General features: G+C 57.7%; 10 protein-coding genes. 1 reads left to right on the top strand and 9 read right to left on the bottom strand.

Annotation, left to right across the window (positions count from 1 at the left end):
* Window positions 1-65 precede the first annotated feature (65 nt).
* From QBL02_RS10335 to QBL02_RS10295, 9 genes are all read right to left on the bottom strand, one after another.
* A complete protein-coding gene (locus QBL02_RS10335) occupies window positions 66-4,778 on the bottom strand; it encodes an FtsK/SpoIIIE domain-containing protein (protein WP_282726352.1) in 4,713 nt (1,570 codons plus the stop codon).
* 81 nt (window positions 4,779-4,859) lie between these two features.
* Complete coding sequence (locus QBL02_RS10330; RefSeq protein ID WP_282726351.1) at window positions 4,860-5,381, bottom strand: hypothetical protein; 522 nt, start codon at window positions 5,379-5,381, stop codon at window positions 4,860-4,862.
* 128 nt (window positions 5,382-5,509) lie between these two features.
* Window positions 5,510-6,028: a hypothetical protein gene (locus QBL02_RS10325; RefSeq protein WP_282726350.1), complete on the bottom strand. Its 519-nt coding sequence runs from the start codon at window positions 6,026-6,028 to the stop codon at window positions 5,510-5,512.
* Window positions 6,029-6,162: 134 nt separating this feature from the next.
* Window positions 6,163-6,684, bottom strand: coding sequence for a hypothetical protein (locus QBL02_RS10320; RefSeq protein WP_282726349.1), 522 nt, complete (start codon window positions 6,682-6,684; stop codon window positions 6,163-6,165).
* 128 nt (window positions 6,685-6,812) lie between these two features.
* A complete protein-coding gene (locus QBL02_RS10315) occupies window positions 6,813-7,346 on the bottom strand; it encodes a hypothetical protein (RefSeq protein WP_282726348.1) in 534 nt (177 codons plus the stop codon).
* Between the two features lie 98 nt (window positions 7,347-7,444).
* The gene (locus tag QBL02_RS10310) at window positions 7,445-9,508 is read right to left on the bottom strand and encodes an alpha/beta hydrolase (protein WP_282726347.1); all 2,064 of its coding nucleotides are present in this window, start codon (window positions 9,506-9,508) and stop codon (window positions 7,445-7,447) included.
* Window positions 9,505-9,813: a hypothetical protein gene (locus tag QBL02_RS10305; protein ID WP_282726346.1), complete on the bottom strand. Its 309-nt coding sequence runs from the start codon at window positions 9,811-9,813 to the stop codon at window positions 9,505-9,507. Before QBL02_RS10305 ends, QBL02_RS10310 begins: the two co-directional genes overlap by 4 nt.
* A gap of 14 nt (window positions 9,814-9,827) precedes the next feature.
* Window positions 9,828-10,121 carry a WXG100 family type VII secretion target gene (locus tag QBL02_RS10300; RefSeq protein ID WP_282726345.1) on the bottom strand — a complete coding sequence of 98 codons (294 nt, stop codon included), beginning with the start codon at window positions 10,119-10,121 and terminating at the stop codon, window positions 9,828-9,830.
* A gap of 384 nt (window positions 10,122-10,505) precedes the next feature.
* Window positions 10,506-12,272, bottom strand: a complete 1,767-nt coding sequence (locus QBL02_RS10295) for a proline--tRNA ligase (RefSeq protein WP_282726344.1) — start codon at window positions 12,270-12,272, stop codon at window positions 10,506-10,508.
* An 87-nt stretch (window positions 12,273-12,359) separates the two neighbouring features.
* Here QBL02_RS10295 and QBL02_RS10290 point away from each other — a divergent pair, with 87 nt between their 5' ends.
* Window positions 12,360-13,871, top strand: coding sequence for a phospholipid carrier-dependent glycosyltransferase (locus QBL02_RS10290; protein WP_282726343.1), 1,512 nt, complete (start codon window positions 12,360-12,362; stop codon window positions 13,869-13,871).
* Window positions 13,872-13,901 lie beyond the last annotated feature (30 nt).

Raw genomic sequence — 13,901 nt, 5'->3', positions numbered from 1 at the left:
GCTATCTAGAATACCTCACGATGCAGCGCATACGCTTTATGCCTTCGATTGAGCAACAATCGTAATCAATGACTGGTCGTAACGACCGCGACCTGTACGGGCAGCACGCGTCCTGATTCGACCGCGAACCCTCGACCTTCTGTGAAATCAGCGCGCTTTACACGGCCGAAACTCTCACGGAATGGCGATCCACCGTCACCCTCATCCGGCTGTAACGCGAGACCCCAGCGCGGCTGCTTGAGTGCTGAATACAAATCCCAAACGCCAGAAGCTGCGCCCTGCTCAAACTCAAAGAGCACCAGCACCTCGGCACGCCTTGCCGCTTTTGCTAGCGCGACGAGGATCGGCAGTGCCTCGGTCCCCTCAGCCTCAGTTGGCCGTTCAACCACAATCACTCCGCGCGGAACACTTCTCGGAAACAGCGGTTTCACTTCAGGAGCTGCCTGTTCTGCTTCAGAACCGATCAATCCACCGATTGGCCCGCCGATCAACCCCTGCGTCAGCAGCCCGGGAGTATTCGGCAGTGTGCCGCCGAGAGCCACAGTCAACTCTTTAGCAAGATCTGCAACTTCTTCTGCTCCGCGCGCGACGCGATCCCATGTGCCCTTCGCACCAAGCCCGCCAGCACGATCCGGCACAAAACTGAGCAGCACACGCTCGACAGCAACGCCATCAGTTTCAGACCAGCGCGCAAACGCTGTTGCACAAGCGAGCGCGGCGGTCGAAAGGCCAGCGCCAGCAGGGCCAGCAATCACGCCGAGACCGGAGACTGGCATCGGCGCTGGCGTAAAGCCGTCGACTTCAATGCCGTAGACAGGCTGATTGGCAAGCTGTGCCGGCAACTCGTGCAACGCCACCAGTGTCGGCGCATTCTGAATAACCGGCGCCGTAGCCACCTGCTGCGAGCGCAATCGTTGCGCAAGTTCTTCCAGCGCCTTCGCCTGCCCAAGCAAATCTGGCGAATCACCCACGAGTGCCAGTTGAATTTCATCGCTCTGCCCAGCAAATACTCCACGGCCCGGGGGCGCAGCATCGAGCGTATCGGCGGGCACATCGATGTACGAGTAGTCATTCACCGAGGCGAGACGAAGCACAAGCTGCTGCTGCACACTCGCCGCAAGTGAACTCGGTACAACTCCGGCTCGATCAGCCGTAAGCACAACGTGCACGCCAACGGCTCGACCGGCCTGCATGATCTCGGTGAGCACCTGCATTGGCGCGTCCTTAGCGCCAAGCATTTCGGTAGCTTGCCGGAAGGCTGAGAACCCGTCGATGAGAAGCAGCACACGCGGCTCATTGGCGCCATTTGCCCGGTTGTATACGCTCAGTGAGTTTGCGCGGGCCGCCGCAAATCTGGTGCCCCGCTCACGAACAATGCTTTGCAGGTGCCGCAAGACACGACGTGAGAGCTCATCATCGTTGAGCGGCGCGACCGCACCGACAGTTGGCAGAGAAAGCAGCGGATCAAGCCCGCCACCGGCAGCATCGATCGCATAAATATGCGCGGGCTCTGCGGCTGCTGACTCACTCAATGAGGCCGCAATCGTCAGCAACGCACTGGTTTTGCCTGTGCCGCTCGCGCCATAAATCGCGATATTACCTGCCTCGTTCAGATCAAGCAGCACAGGGTCTTGGCGCTGCGCATCGGGTCGATCACGCATACCAATCAGCACTGCTGAGCCTGGGGTCTCGACGCTGGCACGTCGACGAGACCCAGCGCCACTGCCGGCACGCAAAGAATCAAGCGAGAGCATCGTCGGCAGCATGTCCAGCCAAGGCTTACGCGGCGAAGCGAGCGAAGCGGCCTCAGCGGCAGCAATCACGCTATCTCGCAAACGTTCGATGTCACGCGCGACCTGACCGCGTCGCGCTCGTTTTCGGATATCGGCGTGCGTTCCGTCTGGAATGTCCCAAGCGTCACCCTCAACGAAACTCAAATCACGAATCTCAAGACGGGCAGCTGTGACTTCATCGACGGAGCGGCCGCCAAGGTATCCCGTCTGAAAACTAGAGATGCGACCAGCACCAGACTTCACTGCCCCTCGGCCCGGAGTCTCTGCATCGAAAAAGGCCGCGTCCTTCACCCCAATCACATCGGCGCTATCAGCTTCGTCTGCCATCCGCAGAGCTACACGAAGGTTGGTGTTCGCACGAAGATTGTCTTTGATCACGCCCGCCGGGCGCTGAGTTGCCAAGATCAGATGCAAGCCGAGTGAGCGTCCTCGCTGCGCAACGTCGATCACGCCATCAACAAACTCGGGCACCTCACTCGCGAGTGCAGCAAATTCGTCGATCACGATCACGAGCGCGGGCGGCGCGGCCGCGTCACCGCGCTTTTCCATAGTGATCAAGTCTTTCGCACCGTGTTCAGCAAGCAGCTCTTCCCGGTAGCGCAACTCGGCGCGAAGCGAAGTAAGTGCGCGGCGCACAAGATGTGGGCTCAGGTCAGTGACGAGGCCCACCGTGTGCGGCAGATCAACACACTCGGCAAAGGCTGCTCCGCCCTTGTAGTCGACCAGCAAGAAAGTGAGGCGATCCGGGCTGATCGTTGCTGCGAGACTCATAATCCAGCTTTGCAGAAACTCCGATTTGCCTGCACCCGTGGTGCCACCGACAAGCGCATGCGGGCCGTGCACCCGCAGGTCAATCTCGGCTGGCCCCTCTGGACTCTGACCTACGACCGCAGCAAGCTTCACTGCGTCACGTTCTTCGCCCGGTTGCCAGGCACGCACGAGGCTGCCACTCGTCTGCCAACTCTGCAGAATTGGTCCGGCACCGCCGAGCAAATCAACACGGTGCAACTCGCGAAGATTCACGCTTCGTGGCAAGTCACTCTCATCGAGGGCGCGTGCCGCAGTGTCGTCAACCGGGGCGAGCGACCTCGCAAAAGCTGCTGCTTCATTGAGTTCCACGTATTCGATTCGGCTCAGCGCCACGGTCTGTCCGAAGCGCACAAAGTTCGCGGTGCCGACCTGGGGTAGAGGTAGTGATGTGGCCAACGGCGGCTGCGGCTTGCTCTGCGCGTGCGCACTCGAAGTTACCTCTACAAAGCTGCGGCAGGCCGCCGGCACCCGAGCGATGTCATCAGCAACCCAAATCACATGAATGCCAAGGTCCGGGCCATCTTCAGCGAGCGCAATCAAACGGGTGCGATGAGCCTCTTCAATCTCCTGTTCAAGTACGAGCACCACAACCGCAGGAGTTACCGGCAACGAGCTCACTGCTTCATCCGCACTGTCGGGCACCTCATCTGGGGTGAGGTGCGAACGAACCGAGGCTGAGTTCGTACCGCGACGCTGCTCAATCAATGCCTCAAGCGCAATCAGCAGCGTTGTCGCAGCACTCGAACTGTCGGCAAGTGGCCAGGCAGCAACGGGGCTGCCCACTGGGTCAATGTGCGGCAGCCATTTGAGCCATTCCCACGCGCCGCCCGCACGCGCCGATCCGGCGAACGCCGCAATCACCACTTCGGCTGGAGAGTGCAATCCGGCAAGCTGCAGTACGAGGCCGCGCGCAAGCCCGTCGGCGATCTGCTGATCCCCCGCTACCCCGATTGAACCGCAACGATCAAGGCGTTCAAGAACCGGAACCGGTGTGACCGAAGCAAATTCGTCTTTCATTTCGCGCAGTGCATTCCACTGCTCTGCCGCGGCATCACCGCGATGCGGCAGCTCAACTACGGTTCGGCTTGGCAGAGTGCCGTCACCAAACCGCAACTCTAGAAAACTCCGATGCTCTGGCCTTCTGGCCCAAAGTAAGCGGCTGCGAGTCTGCACCGCATTCGCGATGCTTGCGAGGTCAGGTGTCTCGGTGTGCCGTACCGCGACTTCTTCGGCGCGAAGTTCGCTCAGCTCTGCACGCTCGGTCGAAAGTGTTTCCAGAAATTGCCGCAGCTCTCGCTTAAGTTTGCGTTTGCCTGAGGTCAGGCTGTCAACCCATGAGCCGATCATCATAAGTGGCGTGAACGCGACCATCATCAAGCTCATCGGTGACCGAGTGACCGCAAACATGACGCCGCCCATCATCATGGGCGCGAGCATCGCAAGCAGTGGAATTCGGTTTGCTTGCGTGGGTTGTGGCGGCTTTGGCAGTTCGCGCTTCGTCAGAGGGAAACGAGGATCGACCCGTGGTGCTCTCGTGTGTGGATGTCTGTGGTCAAGTGGGCCACTTTCAGTCTGGTCTAAGAGCGGCGTAATTCGGACACGAATCGAACCAAGCAGCACCTCCGTCGCGCGAGTGATCGCGATTTGCTCAGCGGGCTGCCCGTAGGCTTCAATGCCGTTGGCTGAGCCAAGGTCGCGCAGCACCATATGTGCGCCAACTTCGATGACCGCGTGCCGTCTCGAAACGCTCCGGTCGTCGATCAGCACCCGGCTGAGAGAGTCACGGCCAATCGTGTTGTTACCCGCGACAAGACTGTAGACGGCGCCCTCTTGCGGGCCATTCAGCACCTCCACGGTGCCAAGCATGGGGATCGGCCTGTGCGCCTGTGTGCCAAATTCGGGCACTACTGTGATCTGCCAGCCCGATTGCAGGCCAGAAACGCCAACGCACGTTGCGGGGTCAAGCAGTTGCTCGCCCCGGCCATCGCCTGCGTTTCCAAGTAGCGTGACATGTCCACGACGAAGCGCTGCGAATGATTCCAGGTTTGAGCCAGCGAACAGTTCTGTGCGCATGAGGGAGAGAGCAAGTTCACCAATTGTCGTGGTGACATCGCAAGAAACGGTGATGTCGTGGTTTGCGCCGCCAGCGGCGCTCACGCCGAGTTTTAATTTCATTGTTTAGTGCACCCATTCGTGCGGAGTCAGGCGATTGAGACTTCTGCAGTATCAATCTTTGATTTTAGTTCTCGTGGTCTTTTAATCTGAAACTTGTTCACGAGTGGGTTGCTCTTCTTTCGAGTCGTTCTTTTCGCCCTCGTGCGCCATCCAGTTGCCGACGCTTTCGTTTACAGAGCAGCTGGTCATCACTTGAATGAGCAAGCCTTTCTCAGAAGCAGTGAATCCAAGAATGGCACCGTCTTCGCGATCTGCCCGGAAATACACTTCATAGTCATTCGGCGGTGTGACATCAGAAGTTACCCAACCCTCTGTTTCCCAAAAGCTGCGAACACGATCTGCAACCGAGAATGGATCTTCAAGCACAACGTCGTTATTCAAACCGATGTCGAGTCTTCCGCTATTGGAGCCCGCGCATTCCATCGGGAACACTCCCTCCAGGTAGCGGTCTCGCTCTTCGCTCGGCCCGGTCCACGGATAACTTGGCCGATCATAGAGGCGCTCATGCCACCCATCCGGCACCTCCGAAGCAGCAATTGCTTTGTCTGCCTCCGAAGCAAGCCAAACACGTTGTTCGCTCAACGTTTCGTTCGTCAAAGTCATTGATTCCGTCACAAGTGGCACCTCCTGAGCACACGAGGCGAGCAGGCCAAGGCACGCGAGCGAGGCCGCGAACGCTGAAATCGCGTGCTTTCCGCTGCGAAAGAATCTATCAACCAACAACAAAAGCTCTATTCTGCCGCTTGCTCACGAGTGGTGGGTTCTTCCTCGAACTCATTGGCTGCACCAGCAGGTCCGTAGCGATTTGCAACAGTTGAATTTACCGAGCAGCTGGAAGCGACTTCCAACAACATTCCCCTCGCTGTCGCATTGAACGCAAGCACAGCCCCGTCCTCCCGATCAGCACGAATATAAAGCTCTTCCTCGTTTGGGGGAATCACATTCGTGATCGTCCAGCCTTCACCCTGCCAAAAGTCCCTCACCTGATCAACGATTTGTGCGAAGGAATCAAGCTGGATGTCGTTATTCAAACCAAGATCTAGGAGACCCGAATTTGTTCCAGAGCACTGCGCCGTCACTAAGCCTCTGATGATTCGCTGTCTATCGGTGGCAACTGTCGACCACGAAATATCGTCTTCAGGTAGGTAGCCCCGCTCATGCCAACCTTCCGAAATACCCGTGGCGGAAATTGCGGCGTCCGCTTGCTCTGTCACCCAGCTTCGTTGATCTTCAAGGGTGTCATTACTCAACCGAGTAGATTCCGTCACAAGCGGCGCCTCCTGCGCACACGAAGTGAGCAGGGCAAGACACACTACTGAGGCAACGCACGCTGATGTCGCGCGCTTACCGCTGCGAAAGGATCTATGAACCAACAACAAAAGCTCTATTCTGCCGCTGGTTCGCGAGTGGCGAGCTCTTCCTCGAACTCATTTTTCTCACCCTCGTGCGCCATCCAGTTGCCAACGCTTTCGTTTACAGAGCAACTGGTCATCACCTTAATGAGCAAGCCTTTCTCAGAAGCAGTAAACCCAAGAATGGCACCGTCTTCGCGATCTGCCCGGAAATACACTTCGTAGTCATTCGGCGGTGTGACATCAGAAGTAGTCCAACCCTCCGCTTCCCAGAAGCTGCGAACACGATCTGCAACAGAAAAAGGATCTTCAAGTGCGACATCATTGTTCAGACTGAAGTTCATCCGGCCACTGTTGGATCCCGCGCATTCCCTCGGGAATATTCCTTCCATGTAGCGGTCTCGCTCTTCGCTCGGCCCAGTCCACGGGTAGCTTGGCCGATCATAGAGCCGCTCATGCCACCCATCCGGCACCTCAGAAGCAGCAATTGCTTTGTCTGCCTCCGAAGCAAGCCAAACACGTTGCTCGCTCAACGTGTCATTTGTCAACTTCATTGATTCCGTCACAAGCGGCACCTCCTGAGCACACGAGGCGAGCAGGCCAAGGCACGCGAGCGAGGCCGCAAACGCTGAAATCGCGCGCTTGCCGCTGCGAAAGGATCTATGAACCAACAACAAAAGCTCTATTCTGCCGCCTGCTCACGAGTGGCGAGTTCTTCCTCGAACTCGTTCTTCGCGCGCGCGTGCTCCATCCAATTACCGACACTCTCGTCGGCAGAACAGCTCGTATACACCTCAAACACCATACGGTCCGGGGTCGTTAGCAAAGTAAGAATTGCCCCGTCTTCCCGATCCGCCCGGTAGTCACGTCCGGTCTCGTCCTGGGGACCCAACGGAGAGACTGTCCACCCCTGTGCTTCCCAAAAATGTCGAACCTGGTCAGCTGTTCGCACAGGACTCTCCCCTACTGAATCATTGTGTAGGGAGATTCTGTTCTGACCAGTACCGGTGCCTGCGCATTCCCGAGGATAATACCCCTCAATATAGGCACTCCGTTCAGAGCTCGGCCCCGTCCAGTCGCGAATCCGTCCATCGCCAAGAAGTTCGTACCAGCCTTCGCTAATACCGGACGCCTGGATTATCGCGTCCGCTTGCTCAGCAAGCCAGGCCTGCTGCTCGGCGAGTGTGTCATCGCTCAGCCGAGTCGATTCAGTCACAAGCGGCACCTCCTGAGCGCACGCGCTCAATCCAAGAACAAAAGTTGAAGCGGTGAAGAACACTGCAACTTTTCGGTAGCGATTTTTCAAGCCTGGGATCATGTGGTCTCCTTCACACGATATGGGTACAGGTTGCCTGTAGCGGGGTCGATGATGTAGTTCACTCGTTCTGCTTCAGTGATTTGAAATGAATGCTGAAGTTTTAGATCAATGTTTCCAGTGGTGATCTTCGAAATAGAATTAATCGACTCTGTCGCTGAGTCTAGGTACCCCTGGCCAACCGATGCACTAATACCAGCCCCACCAGGTTCCAGTCCTGATCCTATTAGCGAGTGGCCATTTGTGCCCTTCAGTTGCAGAGAGGTGTCACCTTCTGCCGAGAACGAGATCGCGCCTCCATAAACTGGGCTAAAATTCTGCAGCCCATAACCGTTGGCATTCGGATTTGGCTGCCCTCTGCCGCTTGCCCCCGCGCCTGCTGGTGCGAGATGGTCTCCGTCTGCGTGAGTCGTGTAAATCGCTGATTGGCCAGGCGACACTTCTTTAACTTTAAGGTCGCCCAAACTCTTGATTTCAGCAGTGTCCAAGCCTGCCGAACCGATCATCACAAAAGTGTCAACGGGGTATTGCACATCTTTTAGTGCGATCGAGGCCACAGTGGTGCCGTAAGAATGCGCAGCTACATTCCGAGTTGGCAGCTCTCCCCCACCGTGCAACCGTGATGCATCAAGTCCATTGATTTCTGCGACAAGCCGACTTGCGCCGGTAATCGCGGATTCAGAAGCGAGAACACCAAAATCCCATTTAAGCGGGTCCCCAGGGGTGTCATAACCAAGCCAAGCGATGACAGCATTCTGGTTGCCGCCCGACACCCTACCTTGCGTCCGAAACAGGTTCACACCCGCTTCGTCCATACCTTTAATTCCCTCAGAAGCGTCGTTGAGCATCCCGGGAACAAGCCAGGTAACGTTGCCCGCAGTATCGACGTTTCCGTAAGAGACTGCCGCACGGGGCGGGCTCACTGCCAGATCTAGGCCCAGGACTTGAATCGGGGGGTCTGCGCCCTGTCCCGACCGAAGTTGCAGGTCTTCTCTGTTAAGAATGTTCTGCAGGCCCGCTGCCAAGCGCAGCTGTTCGGGAGTAAGCAATTGTGGGTGCTCGCGGAAGAAAGTCATCTGCGCCCGGTTGACCAGATTTCGCACTTCACCGCTCAGACCTGGCAGATTTCCAATTACTCCCGGCACGGCAGCAATGAGGATTGCCTGCTCTTCGGGTTCGAGGGTGTCCCAGTTGCTCGCGATCTCTTCTGGGGTAATGGACAGATTCTGAAAATGAGACCCGTCCTCGGTCCCGATCAATTTTTTCAGCAGAGGGTGGCTGGTGCTATAGGGAGTGCCTTCGTTACTTTCACCCCAAAGCTCGCCAGAAATTACAAGCGCTATGGTCCGTTTTGCCGAAGTACCGGCACCGGAGCCAAGGGAAATCATGTGCCCGATTGCGGTGTCGTCGAGCGCGTCCACGAGCGCTTTTTCAGCAATCCGACGCTCATCGATAAGCCGGGCCCACTCGGCTTTCAAGCTGTCAATGTGTTCGAGCGCGGTCTTCCAGCGAACAGCGGCGCCAAGCCACTGATTCTCGTACAGCATTCGCAGGTTCTGTTTGGCTGCGGATTGTTCTGCCGACGAAAGATCATCCGCCGCGCGACTTAACACGGGGTCTGGGAGTTGACCCGGCGGCACTGCCTGCCAAGAATACGACGCTGAGACACGAATCTCTCGAGCGATCCGTTCGATCTCCGACATCGCCGAAGAGATCGACTGCAGGTCATCCCTGACATCTTGTTTGATCTGATCGGCTCGTTTATGAATCAGCTCGACCTCTGACGCGTAACTGTTGAACGTCTTTTTCGCTTGACCAGCAGATTCGCTCAGCACATCTGAACCTGGCAGCAAACGTTCAAGCAGCTTGTTTTGAATTCGGGTGACGCCGACGCTTTTCGCACCAGATAGGTAGCGCGCAGCCCCTGAAACCGAAACGTTGTACTGGTAACAGTCATCAACGATGTCGTCCACAAATGTCGCGACAGCATTAATCTCGTCGACACTGCCCGCTTTAGGAGTGCCGACGAGAACTGCCGAGGCAGCAGGAACGCTCGGACTCAAGATTTTCCCTTTCGAACGGCGAAGCCAGATGCCAAGTTTGCGCTAATGAATGCGTCAAGCTCTGCGCTATCTCGCATCACCGCAGAAATACTCTCGCTGCCAGTCTTTGCCGCATCTGCGAGCGCCGCGCGCGCGACAGACAACCCTTTGAGATAGTGCTCAATTTGACCACTAATTCCGGTTAGCGAATCAATCTGTGCGTTGGGTCGCGACGTATTGTCGTGAACCATCACGTACGACGCCGCTACCAATGTGGCCCCGGCTGCGGAGAGTTCTGAATCTTCGAGCTTCAGCCCGTCACTCATGTGTTCTGCGCCAATTAGTTGATGCGGGCAGCAATCTGCGCATCCATGTCGCGCATTGCATTCGCAGTCTGGGTCAGGAAGCTCTGAATTTCGTTGAGCTTTGCAACTACGGTGTTTGCGCTCGTGGTGTAGTCGTTGTACGCGGCGTTGAACTTTACCGATGCCTGGTCAGTCACGAAACCCGAAGATACGAGGTTCTGAATCTGCTGCTGTAGCGACTGCAGTTTTGCGGTGATCTCCTCGCGGCCCTGCCCAAGCTGCGCTGCCGACTGCTCGATTTCAGCGTAAGAAACTTTGATATTCGACATGTGTGGCTCCGTCTCATTGTTATTGGGATACGCCATGCCGGCGCACAAAAGCCCTGATCAATCAGAACTCACCAAAACCCTAACAAGATCACGTCCGGCCACGTGGTATTCCACCGGATCCTCAAGAAAGCTTTGGTTACTGCTGCTTGTGGACGGAGAGTGGTAGCAATTTTCGACCCGATCAAACAGCCGTGATGCCAGAGAGCACCCAAGTTTCAACGCGCTGAGAACCAAAAACCGCAAGCAACAGCAACGAGATCAGCAGGAAGAAGCACACTTCAACCACGATCAAGCGACTATTGCTTGCGGTTTCAATTCACGAGCGAACGAGCAGGTGCCCGAACACGAGCACGAGCACGACCGCCCGGCACTCGCACAGGCGAGCTACGCCCCAAACAGTGCCGGCACGTCAGCGATCGCCACGCGATCCTTCGTGCCAGCAGCACGATCCCAGACCTCAGCGAAACCCTCAGCCGCATCGCGACCGACAACCACAACGCGTGGCACACCGAGCAGCTCAGCATCGCCGAACTTCACACCTGGCGAGACCTTCGGGCGATCATCAAACATCACCTCGACGCCAGCCGCCTCAAGCTTCGCAGCGAGCGTCTCAGCGATCTCGAAGACCACAGGGTCTTTGCCTGTTGCCACCAGGTGCACATCAAACGGTGCAATCTCGCGTGGCCAGACGAGGCCACGATCATCGTGGTTCAGCTCTGCGAGCACCGCAAGAATACGGGTCACGCCGATGCCGTACGAACCCATCGTGACAGTAACAAGCTTGCCATTTTCGTCGAGCACCTTGAGGCCGAGCGCCTCAGCGTACTTGCGACCAAGCTGGAACACGTGGCCAATTTCCATGCCGCGTTCCAGCTCGACTGGGCCCGATCCATCTGGCGCTGGGTCACCGGCACGCACGTTTGCAATATCGGCGATGCCGTCAGCCTCGAAGTCGCGACCGGCGACCAGGTAGGCAACATGCTTTTCGTCTTCGTTTGCACCGGTCACCCAGGCAGTGCCGGTGACAACACGTGGGTCGAGCAGGTAACGCACGCCGGTCGAACCGTTCTCGCCGAGCACGGCAGCGCCCTTCGATCCTGGGCCAATGTAGCCCTTCACAAGCCCTGGGTGCTTCTTGAAGTCTTCAGCAGTCGCTGGCTCGACCTCGGCACCGCCGAAGGCAACCTCGGCACGCTTCATGTCGGCGTCACGATCGCCTGGCATACCGACGACCACGATCTCACGTTCGCCATTGATCGGGGTAACTGCGAGCACCACGTTCTTCAGGGTGTCGGCAGCAACCCACTCGCGACCGTCTTCGCGTGGCAGCACCGCATTGGTGTGTGCGACGAGCGAATCGATGGTTGGCGTGTTTGGCGAATCGTAGACCAGCGCCTCTGGCTGTCCCTCAATCGACTGAGCCTCTGGCGCAACCGTGACGAACGCTTCAACGTTTGCTACAAAACCACCAGCCGAGCGCACAAAGGTGTCCTCGCCGATAGCGATTGGCAGCAAGAACTCTTCGCTTCGTGAGCCTCCCATTGCACCGGCGTCTGCCTTCACAATGACGTAGTCGAGGCCGAGACGCTTGAAGATCCGCTCGTACGCGTCACGCTGCTTCTGGTAGCTCGCGTCAAGACCCTCATCAGAAATGTCGAAGGAGTACGCGTCTTTCATGGTGAATTCGCGGCCGCGCAGCAGACCGGCACGTGGCCGCGCTTCATCGCGGTACTTGTCCTGAATCTGGTACAGGCTCAGTGGCAGATCCTTGTACGAAGAAACGATGTCTTTCACCATCAGGGTGAACATTTCTTCATGGGTTGGGCCGAGCAGGTAGTCGGCGCCGTGGCGATCCTGCAGACGGAACAGGTCGGGGCCGTATTCTTCCCAACGGTTCGTCGTCTCGTATGGATCGCGTGGCAAGAGGCCTGGGAAGTGCACTTCGTGTGCGCCAGCGGCATGCATTTCTTCGCGAACGATCTGTTCGATCTTTGCTTTAACTCGCAAGCCCAACGGCAACCAGGCGAACACTCCCGGCGCCTGGCGTCGGATATATCCGGCACGCACGAGGAGCTTGTGGCTGGCGACCTCTGCATCAGCAGGTTCTTCGCGCAGCGTCTTCAGAAAGTAGTTCGAGAGTCGAGTTAGCACGGTTTCTATCGTATCTGCTTCAACCGCCCCTATCGTGGCCGCAAAATCGAAATGGCATCATAAAAGGGCTGACCCTAGGCTTATAGGGTGTCTTTCGCGAAACAGCATTTGCGTTGGATCGCGCCGCTCGCGATCCTCGCCGTCGCTGCGTGGCTGCGACTCTGGTCGCTCGATAAGCCCGGGACCCTCGTGTTTGATGAGCTGTATTACGTGCGCGATGCCGTCACCCAACTCGTCTACGGCTACCCGACTGTGTGGACCGAGTTCGGCCCCGAGTTCAGTGGCGAGCTTGCCCGAGCGTTTCTAGATCAGGCAAGCTCCATCGCGCATCCGCCGCTTGGCAAGTGGCTGATTGGGCTCGGCCTGCTGTTCTTTGGCCCCGAATCGGCATGGGGCTGGCGGGTCGCCGTGGCAAGTGCCGGGGTCCTCACCGTAGCGCTCACGATGCGGCTTGGCTGGCTGCTCAGCCGCAGTCGGTGGGTGGCCTATCTTGCGGGGTTTTTGTTGGCACTTGATGGTGTGCATATTGTGCTCACCAGGGTCGCGCTTCTCGACGGATTTTTGACTCTATTCGTGGTGCTTGGCGCGATCTTTGTGGTGCGCGATTGGCAGCAAAGCGCGGGGCTGCAGGGCGGGCTGCACTGGCGCAGGCCTTGGCTGCTGGCTGCCGGTCTCACTTTTGGCGCAGCTGCCGCAGTGAAATGGTCTGGGCTTTATCCGTTTGCCGCTTTTCTGGTGCTGCTCACCCTTGGTGATCTTTTGCGTAGAATCAACCGGGCTCGGCTCTTGCGAGCACGTGGCATTGTGCAGTCATCTTGGCGCGCGGTCTTGAGCGCGATGCGGCAGGGACTTGCAACTGCGCTGATTGCTCTGCCTGCGGCAGCGCTCGCGTACGTGGCAAGCTGGACCGGCTGGATCGTGAATCCTGGCGGACAAAACCGGCACGAGGGCGAACCCTGGTGGGAGTCGCTCTGGCACTGGCATGTTGACGCTTTCGCCTGGCATTCGACCCTTGATGTACAGCACCCGTATCAGGCGAATCCGCTTGGCTGGCCGCTCGGTTTGCGCCCAACTGCCATGTATTCGGAGCGTGTGGATGGCTACGTGTCGGCTATCTCTCCGCTGCCGAACGTGTTCATCACCTGGGGCGGTGTGATTGCTCTATTGCTTTTACTGTGGGTGGTGCTCGGCCGCACTGTGTTCGCTGTTCGCGGGCGGATCGTTTCACCGCTACTTGGCAGCACTGTTGCGGCGAGCGCGTTTGTACTCACCGGCTATCTTTCGGGTTGGTTGCCTTGGGTGCTGACCCCTTCAAGACCGGCGGTGTACCAGTTCTATTCGGTCGTGATGACGCCGTTTGCGGCGCTCGCCCTTGCCCTCGTGTTGGTGGCATTTGCGAGGTTTGATAGCCGGGTGCTCACTGGCACCTTGCTTGGCAGAGTCGATGACCAGCAAGCTTTGCAGTCACGACGTATCGCAGTGCTGCTGCTGCTCGTGCTCACCCTCATACTGTCGCTGCTGTTTTGGCCGGTGTGGAGCGGCATTCCCATTCCAGAGTGGTTCTATCGCGCGCACCGCTGGCTGCCGGGGTGGGTGTAGCGTCCCTGAAGGTTCTGCGACTGTACAAAG

The sequence above is a fragment of the Leucobacter sp. UT-8R-CII-1-4 genome, from assembly GCF_030010235.1.
GTDB lineage: Bacteria > Actinomycetota > Actinomycetes > Actinomycetales > Microbacteriaceae > Leucobacter.
Note: the sequence above shows the minus strand (reverse complement) of the source record. Positions and strands in the feature narration are given on the sequence as shown.